General features: G+C 41.3%; 17 protein-coding genes. 7 read left to right on the forward strand and 10 right to left on the reverse strand.

The genetic code is table 11. From position 1 onward, the window contains the following. Window positions 1–7: 7 nt before the first annotated feature. Both miaA and JJ692_RS12620 read right to left on the reverse strand, forming a co-directional pair. A complete protein-coding gene (gene miaA / locus JJ692_RS12615) occupies window positions 8–964 on the reverse strand; it encodes a tRNA (adenosine(37)-N6)-dimethylallyltransferase MiaA (protein WP_025093277.1) in 957 nt (318 codons plus the stop codon). Window positions 965–1,034: 70 nt separating this feature from the next. Beyond that, window positions 1,035–1,436, reverse strand: coding sequence for a YmaF family protein (locus JJ692_RS12620; protein ID WP_044330437.1), 402 nt, complete (start codon window positions 1,434–1,436; stop codon window positions 1,035–1,037). 104 nt (window positions 1,437–1,540) lie between these two features. Between JJ692_RS12620 and JJ692_RS12625 the strand changes: the two genes are divergently transcribed. The 4 genes from JJ692_RS12625 (at window position 1,541) to erbB (ending at window position 3,170) form a co-directional block, all read left to right on the forward strand. After that, the gene (locus JJ692_RS12625; protein ID WP_024424091.1) at window positions 1,541–1,810 is read left to right on the forward strand and encodes a hypothetical protein; all 270 of its coding nucleotides are present in this window, start codon (window positions 1,541–1,543) and stop codon (window positions 1,808–1,810) included. 113 nt (window positions 1,811–1,923) lie between these two features. Next, window positions 1,924–2,466 carry a TetR/AcrR family transcriptional regulator gene (locus JJ692_RS12630; RefSeq protein ID WP_206533838.1) on the forward strand — a complete coding sequence of 181 codons (543 nt, stop codon included), beginning with the start codon at window positions 1,924–1,926 and terminating at the stop codon, window positions 2,464–2,466. 2 nt (window positions 2,467–2,468) lie between these two features. After that, a complete protein-coding gene (gene erbA / locus JJ692_RS12635; protein ID WP_024424092.1) occupies window positions 2,469–2,786 on the forward strand; it encodes an SMR family multidrug efflux transporter EbrA in 318 nt (105 codons plus the stop codon). A 15-nt stretch (window positions 2,787–2,801) separates the two neighbouring features. Next, window positions 2,802–3,170, forward strand: a complete 369-nt coding sequence (erbB, locus tag JJ692_RS12640; RefSeq protein ID WP_024424093.1) for an SMR family multidrug efflux transporter EbrB — start codon at window positions 2,802–2,804, stop codon at window positions 3,168–3,170. 46 nt (window positions 3,171–3,216) lie between these two features. Here erbB and JJ692_RS12645 read toward each other — a convergent pair whose 3' ends face one another. Both JJ692_RS12645 and JJ692_RS12650 read right to left on the reverse strand, forming a co-directional pair. Further along, window positions 3,217–3,666, reverse strand: a complete 450-nt coding sequence (locus JJ692_RS12645) for an OsmC family protein (RefSeq protein ID WP_024424094.1) — start codon at window positions 3,664–3,666, stop codon at window positions 3,217–3,219. 76 nt (window positions 3,667–3,742) lie between these two features. Then, window positions 3,743–4,477, reverse strand: a complete 735-nt coding sequence (locus tag JJ692_RS12650; RefSeq protein WP_025093280.1) for a poly-gamma-glutamate hydrolase family protein — start codon at window positions 4,475–4,477, stop codon at window positions 3,743–3,745. A gap of 585 nt (window positions 4,478–5,062) precedes the next feature. Between JJ692_RS12650 and JJ692_RS12655 the strand changes: the two genes are divergently transcribed. Then, entirely contained in the window at window positions 5,063–6,388 is a 1,326-nt protein-coding gene (locus tag JJ692_RS12655; protein WP_206533839.1) for a S8 family peptidase, read from the forward strand. Between the two features lie 89 nt (window positions 6,389–6,477). On the opposite strand, the gene JJ692_RS12660 is transcribed toward JJ692_RS12655, so the two are convergent. The 3 genes from JJ692_RS12660 to JJ692_RS12670 form a co-directional block, all read right to left on the reverse strand. Further along, window positions 6,478–7,626 (reverse strand): Rap family tetratricopeptide repeat protein, encoded by a 1,149-nt coding sequence (locus tag JJ692_RS12660; protein ID WP_024427032.1) that lies wholly within the window; start codon window positions 7,624–7,626, stop codon window positions 6,478–6,480. Between the two features lie 161 nt (window positions 7,627–7,787). Next, a complete protein-coding gene (locus tag JJ692_RS12665; RefSeq protein ID WP_103132403.1) occupies window positions 7,788–8,537 on the reverse strand; it encodes a poly-gamma-glutamate hydrolase family protein in 750 nt (249 codons plus the stop codon). Between the two features lie 310 nt (window positions 8,538–8,847). Further along, window positions 8,848–9,321 carry a CarD family transcriptional regulator gene (locus JJ692_RS12670; protein WP_024424099.1) on the reverse strand — a complete coding sequence of 158 codons (474 nt, stop codon included), beginning with the start codon at window positions 9,319–9,321 and terminating at the stop codon, window positions 8,848–8,850. 571 nt (window positions 9,322–9,892) lie between these two features. Between JJ692_RS12670 and JJ692_RS12675 the strand changes: the two genes are divergently transcribed. Together JJ692_RS12675 and bslA are read left to right on the forward strand one after the other, a co-directional pair. Continuing rightward, window positions 9,893–10,297, forward strand: a complete 405-nt coding sequence (locus JJ692_RS12675) for a hypothetical protein (protein ID WP_024427030.1) — start codon at window positions 9,893–9,895, stop codon at window positions 10,295–10,297. A gap of 123 nt (window positions 10,298–10,420) precedes the next feature. Continuing rightward, window positions 10,421–10,945, forward strand: coding sequence for a biofilm surface layer hydrophobin BslA (bslA, locus tag JJ692_RS12680; RefSeq protein WP_024424102.1), 525 nt, complete (start codon window positions 10,421–10,423; stop codon window positions 10,943–10,945). 36 nt (window positions 10,946–10,981) lie between these two features. On the opposite strand, the gene mutL is transcribed toward bslA, so the two are convergent. From mutL to cotE, 3 genes are all read right to left on the reverse strand, one after another. After that, window positions 10,982–12,883, reverse strand: coding sequence for a DNA mismatch repair endonuclease MutL (mutL, locus tag JJ692_RS12685; protein WP_206533840.1), 1,902 nt, complete (start codon window positions 12,881–12,883; stop codon window positions 10,982–10,984). A 21-nt stretch (window positions 12,884–12,904) separates the two neighbouring features. Then, a complete protein-coding gene (gene mutS, locus JJ692_RS12690; protein WP_206533841.1) occupies window positions 12,905–15,481 on the reverse strand; it encodes a DNA mismatch repair protein MutS in 2,577 nt (858 codons plus the stop codon). A 124-nt stretch (window positions 15,482–15,605) separates the two neighbouring features. Then, window positions 15,606–16,151 (reverse strand): outer spore coat protein CotE, encoded by a 546-nt coding sequence (gene cotE / locus JJ692_RS12695; protein WP_024424105.1) that lies wholly within the window; start codon window positions 16,149–16,151, stop codon window positions 15,606–15,608. Window positions 16,152–16,462: the final 311 nt, after the last annotated feature.

Below are 16,462 nucleotides of genomic sequence, written 5' to 3' on the forward strand. Positions count from 1 at the left end.
CTGATAACTACAGTTTCGCTTTAAGTCCAAGCTTTCCTGCTATATATGCGAAAATTTCCTCTTTTTTGTCTGAAAAGTGGCAAGGCGGTGTCATATCAAACCAAGTGACCGCCATTTTATTACGGAACCACGTGAACTGACGCTTCGCATATCTACGGGAATTTTGCTTTAATTGCTGGATGGCTTCATCAAGTGAGCAGTCACCTTGAAAATAGGCATACAGCTCTTTATAACCAATGGCTTGAACAGACTGACAATCCTTCAAACCAGATTGATAAAGTGCTCTCACTTCTTCAATTAAGCCTTCATCTATCATCATATCAATTCTTTGATGAATGCGCTCGTACAAAACCTCTCGATCCATTTTCAGCCCAATGAAGGCTGTATCATAAAGAGGAACTTCTTGATGCCCGTTTTGCATCTCCGACATTTTCTGACCTGTTGTATGAATCACTTCCAGCGCCCGGATCACGCGGCGGACGTTATTTGGATGAATAGCGTTTGCCGCATCAGGATCTACTGCCTTTAGCTTTTCGTGCAGCAAAAGCGCGCCGTGCTGCTGTTCAAAGAGCGTCATTTCTTCTCTAAAAGCAGGATCACTTTTCTCATCCGTAAATGTGTAATCATATAAAACAGATTGGATATAGAGGCCTGTTCCGCCGACAATCATTGGCGTTTTCCCTCTAGCGGCAATCTCTTTGATTTTCGCACGAACCAGCTGCTGAAATTCAGCTGTAGAAAAAGATTCGTCCGGCTGTTTAATATCAATTAAATGATGCGGGATGCCATTCATTTCTTCGGGAGTGATTTTAGCTGTTCCGATATCCATCCCTTTATAAATCTGCATAGAATCCCCGCTGATAATCTCTCCATTAAATGCTTTGGCTATATCAATGCTCAATTTGGTTTTGCCGACAGCCGTCGGCCCTACTAACACGATTACTGGCTGCTTCGCTTTATTCATAACATCACTCACTTTTACAAAACTGCCTACAGTATAGCATAACTTTTCTTACTCTCCTATCTCCTGCCCATTACCAGCCAAGCGGTTCATTTCCAACCACTTCATATGTTTTTCCTTTTAAACGATGCTTATGTGTTGGCCGCTTCTCATCTGGACTATAGACGACACCTCCATATGGAATGGGAACAGAATCGAGATAGGCTGAATAGGTGACTTCCTCGATCTCGTGATAATGTGTTCCATCCACTCTTGGAATTGCCGGCCCTGTGACCCCGTAGTACCTGTGAAAATGACCTCTTTCAAAGGAGGTGATCCCGCGATAAAAATGAGTATGCCGGTCGGTACTGCTACCATTTACAGGCTGAGAAATACCTTCTATTAAATGATAATGCCCCTCCGTTATATCTGTACGTGCTTTATATGCATGAGCATGCGGCGGACACTTTGCCCAATCAGATGGATACAGGCCCATTTCTAACATTCCTCCTTATATTAGGCGTTCACCCAAACATCTGTAGGCTGCTGGAATACACTGATGTCAGTTACAGTGATTTTATGAGAAAGGAGCCTTTTATTATGAATTATTTTGACGCACCTCCGTTTATTCAAGAAGACATGAGAAGACCTTTTGGATTTGGGTTTGGCCGACCTGGGTTTGGATTTGGGAGACCTGGGTTTGGCTTTGGCCGCCCAGGCTTTGGCTTTGGAAGACCTGGATTCTTTGGACCTCCATTTTTAGGTGGTTTTGCTGGAGGCCTGCTTGCTGGATCTCTGCTTGCGCCAGGATATGGCTATGGATACCCTTATCCGCCATACCCGCCATATGGACCATACCCTTGGTATTAAATATGACGTTTAAGTGAAAACATCCGTTCATAAAATGAATCGATTGACACACTCTTTTTTCATGGGTTAACATTTACTTTACCGACTGTTCAGTAAAGTAGGTGTTTTTTTTTATGTCTAAAACCAAAAAAGAGCAAATTTTTGATGCAGCTGCCAGTACGATTTTAAAAGAAAGGTTAAGCCAGCTCACCCTTCAGCAGGTGGCAGAGCATGCAAATATGACCAAAGCCGGTCTGCTTTATCATTTTTCAAGCAAGGAAGAGCTCATCCAACAAATGAATGAGCATGCGATTCTTTGTTTTCGTCAGCAGCTCGAGACGTATCAAGAAACATACAAACACGAAAAAGCGCCTTATGTACGCGCATATCTATTGGCCACATTACATGATTTAGACATGCAGCATACGACCCAGCTATGTACAAGTATGCTGGCTACCATGTCATTTGATAATGCGCTGCTGCACCCTTGGCGTGCTTTTTATGCGGAGTTCAAAGAAAAAGCAGCTGAGGAAATAAGCGATCCTGCACTGAGTCAGCTGATCCGCCTTGCATGTGATGGGATATGGTTTTCAGAAATGTTTCAGCTAGAACCGCTGAAAAGAGAGGAAAAAAACCTTTTACTTCATCGGATTTTACACCTATTAGAGGAGGGATGATCATGATCCTCGGATATCTTTTTTTGGCTGTGGCCATTTTTTCAGAAGCCATTGGCGCCGCGATGTTAAAATTATCTCATGGTTTTACGCGCTGGAAGCCTAGCGCGGTTGTTGTGGCTGGCTATACACTTGCTTTTTATATGCTGTCATTGACACTGAACATTATTCCGCTTAGCATGTCTTATGCAACATGGTCTGGGGTTGGTACGGTCCTCACGGCTATTTTTGGCGTGCTCTTTTTCAAAGAAACCTTGAACCAAAAAGCCGTCATTGGCATGGCGATGCTTGTCTCAGGGGTCGTACTATTAAATATGTCATAAAGGATGTGGGAGATGATGAAAGGAATACTCTACTTAACAGGAGCCATTTTGACGGAGGTTTTTGGCAGTACAATGCTGAAGCTTTCTCAAGGCTTTTCGCAGCTGCTGCCGAGTATCGGGGTACTGATCGGATTTGGATGCGCCTTTACTTTCCTGAGCTTGGCACTTAAAACCATCGAGCTCTCGTCTGCCTATGCAACCTGGTCTGGCGTTGGAACAGCTCTCACTGCTCTTGTAGGACTTGTGCTGTTTAACGAAACGATCAGCACGAAAGGCTACATCGGCCTTGCACTTGTCATCTGCGGCGTGATTGTCTTAAATCAATCCAAGAAGCAAAAGAACGAAACCAAAGCACAACTCGATCAAACCGAATGGACGTCATAAAAAAAGTCATTTTCTCCATATTTCTAGAGAAAATGACTTTTTTGTTTTAACGGCCGACTTGAATGGTTTCTTCTAAGGAAATGTTCACATTCCCCTGAACAGCTCTTGAAATCATACATGAGCTTTCGGCTTTATGCGCAAGCTTTCGGGCCAGCTCAATATCATGTGCGGAAGCGGACTCTTTGAGGGTGATGACAGGCCGATGAATGATTTCCTCATAAGTAAACACACCATTTGTCACATCTACGACGGCTTCAGAGCTCATCGATAGATCCTCTTTGTCTAATTGACTCCGCTCCATCATGGCTGCAAGTGTAATGATATAACACGTAGCCGCTGCACCTAAGAGCATCTCATCTGGATTGGTTCCAATACCTGGACCGTCCATTTCCTTTGGAATCGAAATCTTTGTTTTTAATTGTTCACATGCGATTGTACCCACATCGTTACGCAGACCGGGCCAGCTTGCCTGAAGATGAAAATGATGACGCGCCATATCCGTCTCTCCTTTTGTTATCACTGTTCATAGTGTAACAAGAATTCCCCTGCTTGTCTTAACATGTGCACAGCCCTTACGTATATTCTTCATCCAGCACTGTCCGAATCGCCCTGACATAACGATAGAATGTCTCGTTTTTTGTACTTGACCGTCTCCGAAAATCGAAACTGTCAAATAAAGCTTCACGCTGACTTCTACTAATCTCAAGCTGCACACTTTGCCCTGTTTTTGTAAGATTATTAATATTATGATTGCTTGTCCCGCTCAGGGTTGCGTGTGCGACAGCTAGTTCAGCAGAAAACCCGTTCCGCTCTAATGAGCTCACAATTTTCTCTGCACGATCGTAATCTGTTCCGCCGACGAGAGTATGGTCAATTCCTTCCTCGCCTTTGTATCCATGCACTGCTAAGATGTAATCATGTGCTTTTGCCTGCGCGACGCCGATTGGCTCATCAAAGTTTGTACTTGTAATATGAAGTTCTGATGCATTCTCTCTTAGACCTTCAAATAAATAGGTCGAAAAATCGTTGTCAAAAAAATGGACGATCTCGCTCACGCCGCCTTCGATCCTCCCGCCATGAGGTGACATCACAAGAAGGCGGCTGCCAGGCACTGGGTTGGCTGTAATGTTATAGCTGCTTGTTGATTCGTTTTCTTCAAGTTCTTTAAAATTTCGATAAATATCATTTGAACCGCTTTCGTCTTCCCCACCTGATGACACTGGCTCATCATGTTCCTGTGCTTGCATAGTATAATAAACGCCCCATCCGATCGCAAGCAGGAGAAGCAAAGCAAAAAACTTCTTCATTCCCGTTCTCCTTTAACAGATTTCTAAGCCGTTTCTATGATTAATATTGAATCATCATTTCTTATCATTTTTTCCACATTTTCTCTTCACGTTTGATCATAACACTCTAGATCATGAGATTCCTCAAAAATAAGATAATTGCATTTATATACACAGAAACGCCTCTCCTCTTTGAAAACAGAGTTAGAATAGTATGACAAAAAAATGACGTTATGTTTAATATGACCTAGTCCTATCCAGTCTGTTTTCTTTAATTCGGCTTTTTTTGATAAGGATTTGATGTTTTCCATCTGTCACGCATCACATTTATATGAGCATTGACCCTGTCCACAGCCCTCCTTTTTCTGCAAAATCCTTTGTTTCACTGGTTCTCTCAGAAGAACTCTCCCACCTATCATCGGCAGATTCTACGTGAATTCCACCTTTTTCTATTATTTTACAAAATGTAAGCGCTTTTCTTTTTTTGAAAGACATAAGCAAGCCGCCAATATAAAGAAAAGGAGGGACAAGAATCCGAACCAAGCAGTTCTCATTCTCATAACGTAAGAGTGTACGAGAATGGATAGCTGGAATGGAGGGCATCACATGTTTGGATTTTCTATGGTGCAGATGGTCAGAACACATGCTAGTAAACTAGATCAGCCTTTAAGAGAGACCGTTCTTCACCTTTATAAACCTTTTAAATGGACGCCATGCTTTCTTCATCGTTTTTTCGAAGGCAGGCTGAAGAAGAAAAAGAAGCTTCGTGTGATCATTGAATTTAAGGAAGGTGCAGCCGAGGCAGGGATTCAAAGCACAAAGCAGCTCATGAAAAAAAGCAGAAAAACAAATATAAGACGGCATTTTTCACATATCGACTGCTGTGCTGCTGATTTAACGCCTGCTGCTTTAGAGGAGCTATTAGCAAATGGTGAGCATATTCGTAAAATTTATTTAGACCGGAAAGTTCATGCGCTGCTGGATGTAGCCACACAAGCAAGCCATGCTGAAGAAGTCATCCGAAACGGGACAACTTTAACAGGAGAAGGCATTACGGTCGCTGTCATTGACACGGGAATTTATCCACATGAAGATTTAGATGGAAGAATTCGAGATTTTGTGGATTTAGTCAAACAAAAAACAAAGCCTTATGATGATAATGGCCACGGTACTCACTGCGCGGGAGATGTCGCTGGAGATGGAGCCGCCTCAGACGGCTTATACAAAGGACCTGCCCCAAAAGCAAATCTGATTGGCGTGAAAGTGTTAAATAAACAAGGGGCTGGATCACTTTCTACTATTATAGAAGGTGTTGAATGGTGCATACAATTCAACGAAGACAACCCGGATGATCCAATTCATATTATCAGTATGTCGCTGGGCGGAGCTGCGCAGCGTTATGATGACGAACAGGACGATCCAATGGTGCGTGCTGTCAATGCGGCTTGGGATCAAGGGATTGTTGTATGCGTCGCTGCCGGAAACTCTGGTCCTAACAGCCAGACGATTGCAAGCCCTGCTGTCAGTCAAAAAGTCATTACGGTCGGAGCCTACGATGACAGAAATACACCAGAATCAAGTGACGATGTCGTGGCACCGTTTTCAAGCAGAGGACCAACGGTTTATGGGGAGGCAAAGCCTGATATCCTCGCACCTGGAGTAAACATCGTTTCTCTCAGATCACCAAGATCCTTTCTGGATAAACTTGATAAATCAAGCAGAGTCGATCGTGATTATACAACGTTATCTGGCACATCGATGGCAACACCGATTTGTGCTGGTATTTGCGCTCTACTACTAGAGCATTCACCAGATTTAACACCGGATGAAGTCAAAACCCTGTTAAAAGAAAATACAAGCAAGTGGTCTGGGGATGACCCGATGGTTTATGGAGCAGGTGCAATTGACGCAGAAAAAGCAATCAAAGAATAAAGAAAAAAGCCCTTTACGTTTTGCGTAAAGGGTGTTGTTTGTCTCATTTTTAAGTGTGAAGTCTTTCATCTACTTGAGCAGCTGACATGTTATGCTTCGTTCTCATACATCTCATCTCCTTTTTGAATGTGCGTACGCGCTTCGATCACAATCTCAAAAAAAGTGGAGGATTCCTTGTACATGTCGCGTTCCTTATAATAATTAGCCGCATCAAGTGCTAATTCCTCTAAATCAGCAAACATTTTTTTATTTCTCAGACCAAAAAGGGCCGACCTCAATTGCTCACAGCCGTCTTTCTCTATATAGAGCGCCTGCAAAAATTGGAATTTCAACTGATAAATTTCATCTTCCAATACACAAGCCTCTTTCATTCCTGTAGATATGGCCTCGCCCGCCCGCTTGATATCTCCGAGTTTAAAACAAGTAAGGGCAAGTGAAAACAACGATTTGATCATCGTGGATGCTTGATCTTTCTGATAAAGTGAAATGGCTTGTTCAAAAAAGACAGTCGCTGTATGATACGTTCCCATACTATAATGACAAGTGCCTAAGTTATTAAGAGCCATTGCTTTAAAATAAGATGTGCATTCTTTTTGTTCCATCGCTTCACAGACCTTTAACGCTTTTTCTAAATAAGGAAGCGCTTTTTGATACTGATTAACATCAATCCAATTACCTGCCATGACAAAATCACATTGAATGCTTCTTTTTCCATAAAGCTGATGTTTCTTGTAGATGTCTCTTGCCTTTTTAGCGTAGTGCATGGAGAAATAGGTTTGTTTCATATGATAGTATACTTCTGCGATTTTATAGTAAAATTCTGCTTTTTCGATCTCATCTGTCACTAAAATCAGTTGATGTTCCGCATGCTTGTAATATGAAATGGCCTCGATATACCGGCGCTGGATAAACGCATACATTCCATGAAAAAAATGAAAATAATAGCCGAGTAAGCCTGTCATTTCATCTTCTGCATCGTCAATTTCTTTAGGAAAGGACACTGCTTGAAGCGTTTCACTCCCTGCATGGACTGGCGCTAAGTGCTGAAGCATCATTTGATGGCGAAAATCCATTAGAGAATAGTATAGGAGTAAATCTTGATCCTCTTCCATATCATGAATTTCTTCTTCAACAAGGCGCTTCATGCCGTTTGCCTGTTCAACTTCAAATTTGCAAATATGCGTGTACCATTGATTGATCTTTACACCTACTTCGGAAGATGGTATTTTGTGTGCCATCCACTTCAGCCCCATTCTATCATATCAAACTGATAACTATTATTTTACATAATTTATGTTTTCAAGGCAAATTGTAAGTTATTACATATTTTATGTTCAAATCGCATATTCCTATCTTTTTTACCAAGTTTAAATAGAGCACTTTTGCCCATCAAACTTTTTTACGAAGACGGATCGAATTCTCTTAGTACTTCTTTTAATGCATTAATATAGCGTCTAAATGCTTTTTTCTTTCCTTTTCTCGTCTCAAAATTATCAAAAAAAGCTTCTCTTTGCGCTGTACTAATTTCGAGCTGAACGCTTTCACCACTCGCATTTCGATTATTTATATTTTTGGGATCTGTACCAGAAAGCCGTTCGCCTTTTTGTACCATTTCTGCGGAAAATCCCCGATCTTTTAGTTCTCGTACAACGGCTCTTTGCATTTTTTCATTTGTGCCGCCAACGAGCGTGTGTCTTTTATCACTTTTATAGCCGTGGATGGAAATTGAAAAAGGATACGTTTTAATCATTTGAACCAAAATGGGTTCATCAAAATTGGTACTCGTGATATGCAGGTCCCGGTTATTGTCTTGCTTTGTACCTTCAAACAAATACGTAGAGTAGCTTTCTTGAAAGGCTTCTACAATTTCACTTGTTCCTGGTTCAATTTCACCTCCATGAGGAGAAAATACAAGTAAATCACTTCCGCCCTTTTCGTGAAATTCTATCTCATAACCGTCTCTTTCATATCGCATGAGCTGTTTAAAGCTTTCATATTGATCGCCTTGTTTTCGCTCTTTTTGATACTTTTCTACCTCTTGATGATGCTGCTTTTGCTCTTTTTTTTCTTGAACAGAATGGCTGCATTTCACCATTAAAAGAGTACACAGAATAAGAAAGATGAATCCACATATTAGTAGCCTTTTCATTTCACCGCTCCTTTTTTCTCTTAGGTGTCATCTTACCGCAATATTTTACTATCAATGGCTTAGAAAATTCAAAGGTTGTCCGGCTCATTTAAATGAATCAGGAGAAGTTACCTGTTTTTCATATGATCTAGGTATTTCAGAGGTCTTTAAATTTTTGTTGTGAACGTAAAAACTAAATCGTATGACCTCATTTCAATTTTAGTTAAAACCACCTACAAAAATGGCAATATTACTCTTTTTTTCAAACAAAAAAGCTGTAAACAAAAGAAGTAGTCCCCTTCAGTTTACAGCTAGTCTCTGTATATCATCATTACATTCTTAATTCATTCTCTAAAGCTGTCATCACTTCATCTTGCGTCAGTCCCTGTGCAAGTGAAATCTCACTCACTAACATGCCTCTTGCATCTTCAAGCATCTTCTTTTCACTTGAATTTAACGCTTTCTTCTGATTTCGTCTCATTAGATCTTTGACAACGTCTGCACCATCTTCGATCGCACCTGTTTTTAGCTTTTTCAGATTTTCATCATATCTTTGCTTCCAAGTAAGCGTGTCGTCGTTTGTTTCTTCTGCAAAATTGTTCATCACAACTTTCAGCGTTGCTTGGTCTGCTACCGGACGTATACCTAGTTGATTGATTCTGCCTTTTGGGACCATCATCTGCATATTCGGCATTTGAATCAGGAAATATTCCTGCGTCTTACCTAAAATCTCTTTTTCTTCCATTCCTTCAATCACACCGGCTCCATGCATTGGATAAACAATTTTATCACCTATTTGAAACAAATCCGCCACCTCCGAAAGTATTCACAATATCATTATAACACATTTCTTCAGAGGATAAAAATTTATATTTTATCATGTTAATTTAGCACTAGTCAATTCTTTTTATTTGAGTTTTTTCAGAAAAAGCCTTTTTTTATAAAAGAAGCATGAGCATCCAGTCCTCATGCTTCTTTCTTGCATATACTAGCATTGAGTCACATTTAGGAGGGATGACAATGTGCAAATGCAAGTGCAAACATTCCCACTCACACTGCCATAAAAAGCATGACGATCATTGCCATGAGGATCCATGTAAAGAAAAAAAGTTTTGTCATAAAAAAGATAAATGGTTTGAGAGCGATTTTTGGGATACCTCTCGAAGCTACGATCCCTGTTATTTTCCTAAAAGTGTCTGCAGCAGATGTAAAAAGCGTCGCAGAAGAAGACACAGCTACACAATTTAACGCTTGACGCTTTACCTGCTTTTCCTTTTCCCGGCTGAAAAGCCGGTTTTTTTCTTTTATATGGATAGGCTCATGAAGCAGAACTGTCTCATAGGATATGGCAACCTGACATAAAGGATGAGATATACATGAACGATATGAACAGCCAAATGAATCATTATCACCAAGAAAATCCCTATCACACATTTGAAAATGTGTATACAGCCAATCATGAGCATATGGTCGCGCCAAACATGCATGATCATATGAATATGCCAAACCATTATCATAGCGGCAAAAAAGATATGTATAACGCGCACCATCCACATCATCATTCAGTTTATTCACCGTTCCCAAATCAGCATGATACCTTTTCAAAGCATGTTCCAATGAAAGATCACCATCATCTAGGCCATTATGGTGGATATGGGATGATGCCACACCATCCATATGGTTATCAAGATATGCATATGATGATGCCAACAAACCAGCAAATGCCAGGCCATTATTACGGAATGAATCAACCAAATGCGCTATTTCCCCGCTATTACTAAAGAATGACAAAATAAGGGTATAATTTCCCATTTAATACCATATGGTAATATGGTAACATTATAGGTAAATAATGGGTGTAATCATCTATTATTTACCTATATTCAACAAGGGGGAAGGAAAAAATGAAAAAAACGTGGACGATTCTTATGATGGGGATGCTCACATTGGTTATGGCACTGTCTGTACCGCTTTCTGCATCTGCTGAGGAAGCCGGCAAAGCAACAACCAATGCAAAACCAGCTGCACTTTACGCAAAAATTACAGGAGCAAGTAAGCAGGAATGGTCTTTTTCTGACATTGAGCTGACGTACAGCCCAAATTCTGTTCTAAGTCTTGGTGCGGTTGAGTTCACTCTGCCAAAGGGTTTCCAAGCAACGACTAAAGACATTATGAACGGTAAAGCATTAAAAGACAGCTACATTTTGAACAACGGACAAACCGTTCGTATTCCGCTCAGACTGGATTTACTTGGAATTTCCAAATATACATTAAAGCTTTCACATAAAGTACTCCCTGCTGCAGGTACATACACGTTCCGTGCAGAAAATCGAGCCATCAGCATCGGTTCCACATTTTATGCAGAAGATACGATTGATATTAATACACGACCAGTTGTGGTCACACCGCCAGATCCTTGCGGATGCTAAATAAAAAAGCGCTCTGATTAGAGCGCTTTTTTTATATCACATCACCCGTTTAAACATTTTCTCCATCTCATATGTCGAGTGATGAATGATGATCGGCCGGCCGTGCGGACAGGTGAATGGGTCCTTCGTTTGCCGAAGTTCATCTAATAAGGCTTTGATTTCATCATGACGCAAATGACGATTTGCTTTGATTGAGCCTTTACAGCTCATCATAATCGCCGCTTCTTCTCTCAGTTTCTTGATATCAACACGTTTTTCATCAAGCACTTGCTCTATAATCTCTTCGATCAATTCAGCCTCTTCACCTTTTGGAAACCACTGCGGATGCGACCGAACGATGTAGCTACCTGAACCAAAGGGCTCTAAGAAAACCCCCACTTTCGCGAGAATATCCTTATGCTCTTCAATGATCAGCATATCGTTTTTAGAGTAGTGAAATGTTAAGGGGACGAGCATTTCTTGCACTTCCTGTTCGATCTCTCCCACCTTCTCACGATAATACTCATACTTGATTCGCTCTTGAGCCGCATGCTGGTCGATGATATAAAGCCCTCGTTCATTTTGAGCCAAAATATATGTGCCATGCATTTGCCCAATTGGATACATCACAGGGACGCGTTCGTTTTCAGGAATCGTTTCTGTCACATCTTCATGCAGTACCGTCTCTTCATATTCAAGTGAAGCGGCGGATTCCTCTAAATGAACACGCTCAGATGAGGCTTCTTCATAAAATACTGGTGATGATGCTTCTGCCTTCCCTTGTTTAGGCATTCCGTATGCATCGGTATGACTTGTCTCGTATACGACCGACTCGTGCGGCTCCGGCTGATAGGTTAGCGGTGTTTCCGCTGGGCTTGCGTTCCTTTGTTTCGCATCAAAGGTTAAGGATTGCTGCTCATTTTTCACAGCTGGCATTGGTGCTTTTTTTGGTACTGAAGCACTTGGAATGAGCTGCTGCTTTTGAAATACTTCCTTAATTCCTTGTTTAATCAAATCATGAAGTTCCTGTTCTTTACTTAGCCTCACTTCTAGCTTCGATGGATGAACGTTCACGTCCACTAGAATGGGATCCATCTTCATCTCAATGAATGTAATTGGATGACGGCCAATCGGAAGCAGCGTGTGATACCCTTCATGGATCGCTTTCACGAGCGGAAAATGTTTGACATATCGGCCGTTTACAACAGAAGACATATAATTCCGTGATGCCCTCGTCACTTCTGGTAAGGAAATATATCCTTTCACTTCAAAATCAAGTGATTGTACGTGAATCGGCAGCATTTTTTTAGCCACAGCTGTCCCGTAAATGGCCGCAAGTACATGACGCACATCTCCGTTTCCATTCGTCTGTAGCAGGACTTTCCCTTGATGACGCAAACGGATCGATACTTCGGGATGAGCTAGCGCAATTCGATTGACAACATCCGATATATTGCCAAGTTCCGTATGAACGGTTTTCATATATTTTAGACGGGCTGGTGTATTGTAAAATAAGTTGGTGACCACAATCTCGGTGCCGCGGCGGCCAGAGGTTTTTTTCTCTGAAATAATCTTCCCGCCTTGCAAAGCTAAGTGTGTCCCAGCTCCTTCACCAGTACTTGTTTTCATTTCTAGATGAGAGACGGATGCAATACTTGGCAGCGCCTCTCCCCTGAATCCGAGGGTTCTGACACGGAACAGATCATTTTCATCTTTGATTTTACTCGTTGCATGGCGCTGGAAGGCGAGCTTACAATCTTCAGCATCGATTCCAACACCATTATCAATAATCCTGATAGAAGAAAGACCTGCTTCTTCTACATCGATTTCAATGACTGTACTTTTTGCATCGATCGCATTTTCCACAAGCTCCTTTACAACAGAAGCCGGGCGCTCGACCACTTCACCTGCAGCAATTTTATTGGATAGGTCATCGGATAACTGAATAATCTTTGCCATTTCTGCTCACCTCACCTTACATTATAATTTCTTTTGCAATTCATACAGCTTTGTCATTGCTTCAAGCGGCGTCATATCCATTAGGTTGTAAGACTTTAATTCGTCGATGACCGCTTGATCCTTCTGTTTTAGCACAGCTTTCGGCTGCGGTTTTTCTTCTACTTCAAAGAAAGAAAGCTGCTGTTTTTCTACAGTCTTTTCTGCTTTTGGTGCTGCAGATACGGTTGGAGTCACGTCATGTGATCCGCTCTCAAGCTCCGTTAAAATAGTCTGGGCTCTATTAATGATGGCATCAGGCAATTCAGCAAGCTGCGCTACATGAATACCATAGCTTTTATCAGCTGCACCTTCTTTGATTTGATGTAAGAAAACGACCGTGCCTTCATGCTCTTCAGCTCGCACATGAACATTTTTCAGCTCGCTTAATTGGGATTCAAGGACCGTGAGCTCATGGTAATGTGTAGAAAATAGGGTTTTGGCCCCAATATGATCATGAACAAATTCAATGATCGCCTGCGCAAGAGCCATTCCATCATAGGTGCTTGTCCCGCGTCCAATTTCATCAAATAAAATCAAGCTGTTTTTCGTAGCATGCACCATCGCATTTTTTGCTTCGAGCATCTCTACCATAAAAGTACTTTGACCAGAAATCAAATCATCTGCTGCACCAATACGTGTAAAGATTTGATCGAAGATTGGAAGTGTCGCCTTTGACGCAGGAACGAAGCAGCCAATCTGCGCAAGAATCGAGATGAGCGCCATTTGTCTCATATACGTACTTTTCCCTGACATATTTGGTCCAGTGATGAGTAAGGTTTGTCTTCCTTTTCCCATATGGCAGTCATTCGGTACATATTCCTGGTGATCCAGCACTTTTTCAACGACAGGGTGACGGCCATCTTTGACATCCACGTCATCCTCTGAGAATTCCGGCCGGATATAACGGCGCTTTTCACTGACAGTCGCAAAGCATTGAAGCGCATCAAGCTCGCTCATTTGTTTTGCGAGCAGCTGTAATCTAGGAATATAGCCTTTCACTTGCTCCCTGAGAGCTGTAAATAGTTCATATTCCAATTCGTTAATATTTGATTCTGCTTCAAGAATCAGTGCTTCTTTTTCTTTTAATTCAGGTGTGATATACCGCTCTGCATTGGCAAGCGTTTGTTTTCTTTCGTAACGCCCTTCCTCCAGCAGATGTGTATTTGCGCGTGTCACTTCGATATAATAACCAAACACTTTATTAAACCCGACTTTTAAGGAGCGAATGCCGGTATATTCTCTTTCCTGCTGTTCAAGCCGTGCAATCCAGTCCTTTCCGTTTCGGCTGGCATCACGGTATTCATCTAATTTTGCATTGTAGCCATCTTTAATCAAATTGCCTTCTTTTATTGTCATCGGCGGATTTTCATGAAGTGCATCTTCTAATAAATCAAGGAGGTCACCACAAGGATCAATCTCATTCGCTCTTGATTTCGCCATTTCCTCTGGTAATGAATGAACGAGTTGTTTAATATCCGGTACTTGTTTTAAGGATTCTTTGAGCTGGATGAGATCACGGGCATTCACGTTGCCAAATGCCACGCGGCCCGCTAAACGCTCAAGATCATATACTTGCTTTAATCGTTCGCGCAGATCCTCTCGCTCAAAGAAATGATCCATCAGGATTTGCACCATTTCCTGACGCTCATTAATTTGCGAAAGGCGAATGAGCGGCCGGTCGATCCATTGCTTGAGCAGTCTGCCGCCCATCGCTGTTTTTGTTTCATCTAACAGCCATAATAAAGAGCCTTTTTTGCTTTTTGAACGAATCGTTTCTGTTAATTCAAGGTTTCGTTTTGAGTAAAGGTCGATTTTCATCGTTTGTTCAAGTTCAAACACTTGAACTTTCTGAAGATGATCCAAACTTCTTTTTTGCGTTCTTCTTAAATAGGCATATAGTGTTAAAAATGACGTTTTTAACTTTTCGTCTAGATGGGAAACGAGCCGTTCAGCTTCATCTAATAATGCATCACTATCTTCGTATGAAATGGTCGCTTGGCAGCGTTCTTTAAGGGTTTTGATTGTTTCCTCATCCAGCTGCTTTGACACCACAATTTCTTTTGCACCGACAGAATAAATTTCTGATACGACTTCATCTAATCGATCGATGAAAGCCGCCATGTTTTCACCCGTTGATAAATCAGACAGCGCAAGACCGTACCCATTTTGAAAGCTGGTAACAGACGCAATAAAGTTGTTCTCGTTTTCACTTAAACCTTTACCATCCATGACGGTTCCTGGTGTAATCAGTTGAACGACTTCCCTTTTGACTACACCTTTTGCCGTTTTAGGGTCTTCCACCTGCTCACAAATGGCGACCTTGTATCCTTTTGAAATCAACTGTTCTATGTATGCAGAAGCAGAATGATAAGGAACGCCGCACATTGGAATTGTGCCGCCGTCTCTGCTTGTTAACGTAATTTCTAGTTCTTGCGCGGCTTCCTTTGCATCATCAAAAAACATCTCATAAAAATCGCCTAGGCGAAAAAATAAAAAGGCATCTTGATAATCTGCCTTGATCTTTAAATATTGCTGTATCATGGGCGTATAACTTGCCATATTTCTAATCCCTCACTATATTACTTTCGAATTCATACCATCTCTAATTATAGCATAAAAAATCACCTTTTTTCTCCTAGATCAAGCACAAAAAAACTAGGGGGATATGCGCCCTAGTCATTCCTTACTCTTCTGTCTCACCTGCTAGGAATTCTGGATGAATATCCTCTAACTCCTCATCCACTTCTTCTTCCCACTCGTGATCATCTTTTTCTTTCCAGCTTGAATCGACCTCTACGACAATTTTTGTTTCACCGACTACCTCAGCAATGAATTCACGCTCTGCCTGAACGATAATTTTATTGCCATTTGGAGAAATGGTCACTTCTAAGCAATTGGGCTGCTGCAATACTTTCGCAATTACTTCGTGCTCATCATCAAGGAAATTTTTATCTTTATATCTCAGTTTAATGATGTCTACATACTTCACACGCTCTGTGACGACTTCTGTTTTCGTATTGTCGGCGTAAGAGTACCATACGTTAATATCAAATGTTCCTTCGATCTCAACGGTTTTACCGACCTTTTCAGCATCATACTTATGATTAATGATCCAACCACCTAGGATGCTGGTTGGTTTTTGCGATGGAGAAATGGTGTGTGTGCTTTGGGTGAATTTCCTCCCTTTTGCAACCACCGCTTTTGTAATAATTTCTCTGTATTCAGACATTCCGGCATGCCTCCTTGTTCTTGATCGTTTTATCTTATGCTGGGCATTCGTCTAGTGTGTCACGATTTTGAACTTCATGTTTAATTAAATTCATTTCTGTTTCAGTGTATGCATGGTCGCCCATAAACTTGCCTTGAAAATTGGAAAAGTTGGAGAGTGAGAGATTGGGGTTGACTGAAATGGTGTCATTTGATGTAATAAAGATAGTAGCCCTTCTTTATATAAGGAGGAGATATTATGAAACAATTTAATATTATAATAAACATTTTTGGATTAAGCATTGAGCTTCAGTTCAAATCTTTTAATCTGTA

Origin of the sequence: Bacillus sp. 3a (assembly GCF_017161885.1) — a bacterium.
GTDB classification, from domain to species: Bacteria; Bacillota; Bacilli; order Bacillales; family Bacillaceae; genus Bacillus; species Bacillus safensis.

Bases quoted from the DNA above. Each gene is read 5' to 3' on its own strand.
- miaA (WP_025093277.1), bottom strand. From the start codon at position 964: ATGAATAAAGCGAAGCAGCCAGTAATCGTGTTAGTAGGGCCGACGGCT.
- JJ692_RS12620 (WP_044330437.1), bottom strand. From the start codon at position 1,436: ATGGGCCTGTATCCATCTGATTGGGCAAAGTGTCCGCCGCATGCTCAT.
- JJ692_RS12625 (WP_024424091.1), top strand. From the start codon at position 1,541: ATGAATTATTTTGACGCACCTCCGTTTATTCAAGAAGACATGAGAAGA.
- JJ692_RS12630 (WP_206533838.1), top strand. From the start codon at position 1,924: ATGTCTAAAACCAAAAAAGAGCAAATTTTTGATGCAGCTGCCAGTACG.
- erbA (WP_024424092.1), top strand. From the start codon at position 2,469: ATGATCCTCGGATATCTTTTTTTGGCTGTGGCCATTTTTTCAGAAGCC.
- erbB (WP_024424093.1), top strand. From the start codon at position 2,802: ATGAAAGGAATACTCTACTTAACAGGAGCCATTTTGACGGAGGTTTTT.
- JJ692_RS12645 (WP_024424094.1), bottom strand. From the start codon at position 3,666: ATGGCGCGTCATCATTTTCATCTTCAGGCAAGCTGGCCCGGTCTGCGT.
- JJ692_RS12650 (WP_025093280.1), bottom strand. From the start codon at position 4,477: ATGAAGAAGTTTTTTGCTTTGCTTCTCCTGCTTGCGATCGGATGGGGC.
- JJ692_RS12655 (WP_206533839.1), top strand. From the start codon at position 5,063: ATGTTTGGATTTTCTATGGTGCAGATGGTCAGAACACATGCTAGTAAA.
- JJ692_RS12660 (WP_024427032.1), bottom strand. From the start codon at position 7,626: ATGGCACACAAAATACCATCTTCCGAAGTAGGTGTAAAGATCAATCAA.
- JJ692_RS12665 (WP_103132403.1), bottom strand. From the start codon at position 8,537: ATGAAAAGGCTACTAATATGTGGATTCATCTTTCTTATTCTGTGTACT.
- JJ692_RS12675 (WP_024427030.1), top strand. From the start codon at position 9,893: ATGAACGATATGAACAGCCAAATGAATCATTATCACCAAGAAAATCCC.
- bslA (WP_024424102.1), top strand. From the start codon at position 10,421: ATGAAAAAAACGTGGACGATTCTTATGATGGGGATGCTCACATTGGTT.
- mutL (WP_206533840.1), bottom strand. From the start codon at position 12,883: ATGGCAAAGATTATTCAGTTATCCGATGACCTATCCAATAAAATTGCT.
- mutS (WP_206533841.1), bottom strand. From the start codon at position 15,481: ATGGCAAGTTATACGCCCATGATACAGCAATATTTAAAGATCAAGGCA.
- cotE (WP_024424105.1), bottom strand. From the start codon at position 16,151: ATGTCTGAATACAGAGAAATTATTACAAAAGCGGTGGTTGCAAAAGGG.